Origin of the sequence: Nocardioides sp. CPCC 206348, from assembly GCF_048654705.1 — a bacterium.
Classification (GTDB): Bacteria; Actinomycetota; Actinomycetes; order Propionibacteriales; family Nocardioidaceae; genus Nocardioides.
On record NZ_JBMCZA010000088.1, the window covers coordinates 15,132 to 17,282 of the forward strand.

The following is a 2,151-nucleotide window of genomic DNA, read 5'->3' on the forward strand; positions in this document are numbered from 1 at the left end:
CTGATGTCTGTCCTTTCTCCCAAGCTCGAAGCCGCACGTCGCGCGCCGCTCCGGACGCTCGACGCCATCGGAGCGCACGGCCTCTTCTATGCGCGCGTGCTCACCGGAATCCCGCGCGCGCTTCGCCGCCACCCCGGCGAGATCGTCAAGCTGATCGCCGAGCTCGGTACCGGCACCGGTGCCCTCGCCCTCGTCGGTGGCTCGATCGTGATCGTCGCCTCGATCACCTTCTTCGCGGGGGCGGTGGCCGCAGCGCAGGGCTTCGAGTCGTCCTCGAGCCTCGGCGTCGGATCACTCAGCCCCCTCCTGGCTGCCTTCTTCACGGCCCGACTCTCCACGCCGTTGCTCGCCGGTGTCGCACTGTCGGTGACGCTCGGCGCGGCGACGACCTCGCAGCTCGGCGCGATGCGGATCAGCGAGGAGATCGACGCCATCGAGGTGATGGCCATCCCGTCGCTGCCCTACCTCGCCACCACGCGTGTTGCCGCGGGGATGATCGTGATCACCCCGCTCTACATCTTCGCCACCCTCGGCGGCTTCCTGGCCGACTACCTGCTGCTGGTCTTCTTCTACGACGTCGGCGCCGGCAACTTCTCCCACTACTTCTTCCTCTACCTGCACCCCATGGACATCGTCTTCTCCTACATCCAGGTGCTCGGCATGGTCATCGTGGTGATGCTCGTGCACACCTTCTACGGCTACAACGCCAAGGGTGGTCCGGCGGGCGTCGGGGAGGCCGTGGGTCGATCCGTGCGCGCTTCGCTGAGTGGCGTGATGGTCGTGAACCTGCTGATCGCGATGGCCATCTACTCGAACTTCAACACCTTCCACCTGGGCGGTTGAGCACGTGAGCAGCAGAGTCACTTCCCCCCGCACGCTCCGGATCGCCGGGGTGGGGCTGGTCCTCGTCGTGGTCGCCGCGGTGGCGCTCACCGGGGCGTTGTACGTGCGCGCGTTCAGCAACCCGGCCGAGATCACCGTGCAGACCTCCCGTGCCGGCCTGGTGATGGATCCCGGCGGCAAGGTCAAGATGCGCGGCGTCGAGATCGGTCGGGTCGGAGCCGTACGTTCGGTGGGTGATGCCGTCGAGATCACCCTGGAGATCGACCGGGACGAGCTGGACGGCATCCCTGCCGATGTCGTCGCCGAGATCCGGGCGACCACCGTCTTCGGTGCCAAGTACGTCGAATTGATCCCGCCGGAACAGTCCGGGGGCGCCTCGCTCCAGGACGGCGCGACCATCCATGCCTCGGGTGTGACGACGGAGATCAACACCGTCTTCGACGGCCTGGACCGGGTGCTGAACGGCATCGACATCGCCGGCCTGAACGGCACGTTGACCGTCCTGGCCACCACCCTGTCGGGTCGTGGTGACGACATCGCCGCGATTGCGCAGAAGGCGGACGCCTACCTCACCAAGCTCGAGCCCCTCCTTCCGCAGCTGCGCAGGGACCTGCACGAGGTGGCGCGCTTCGCACGCCTTGCGGTCGAGGTCTCGCCGGCCCTGTTGGCGATCCTGCGCAACGCGACGGTGACGGCCGGCACGATCGCCGACGAGGAGCAGGCGCTGGATCGCCTGCTCGTGGATCTCTCGCTCCTCGGCGGCCGCGCAGCGGAGTTCCTCGGTGACAACGGTGATGCACTCGCCAGGTTGCTGGACTCCGCCCGTCCCACGGCGGCCACGCTGCGTGCGTACTCGACCGAGCTGCCGTGCTTCCTCAAGGGCCTCGACGAGACCCGCAAGGTGATGGCCGACGTCATCGGCGGTACGGACGCCTCGTTGCGTGCGCTGGTGAGCGTTCGCTCCGAGCTCTCGCACTACACGGTGCCGAAGGACCTTCCGGGGCAACCGGAGGATCGCGGCCCCGACTGCCACGGGTTGCCGCGCCTGAAGAACAGCCAGATTCCGATGCCGGAGAGGGGGACACCCCAGTGAAGATCCACGCAGAAGCCATCCGACTCACGATCTTCGCGATCGTCGGCCTGCTCGTGCTCGGCCTGCTGTACCTCACGCTCGGTGAGACCCGGCTGGGTCCGACCACGGGATATCGGGTCGTCATGACGGACGTGAGCGGGCTGCAGAGCGGCGACGTGGTCCGGGTCGCGGGGGTCAGGGTCGGCCAGGTCGACGGCCTGGACGTGGTCGACGAC

3 protein-coding genes are annotated in these 2,151 nt (G+C 67.8%); all 3 read left to right on the top strand.

Annotation, left to right across the window (positions count from 1 at the left end; genetic code table 11):
• Positions 1-843 (top strand): MlaE family ABC transporter permease (locus ACOADB_RS04520; RefSeq protein ID WP_378596735.1); only part of this gene is annotated, 843 nt, incomplete at its 5' end.
• A 4-nt stretch (positions 844-847) separates the two neighbouring features.
• Complete coding sequence (locus tag ACOADB_RS04525; protein ID WP_378596736.1) at positions 848-1,936, top strand: MCE family protein; 1,089 nt, start codon at positions 848-850, stop codon at positions 1,934-1,936.
• The coding region (locus ACOADB_RS04530) for an MlaD family protein (RefSeq protein WP_378596737.1) at positions 1,933-2,151 on the top strand (219 nt) is incomplete at its 3' end. The genes ACOADB_RS04525 and ACOADB_RS04530, both read left to right, overlap by 4 nt.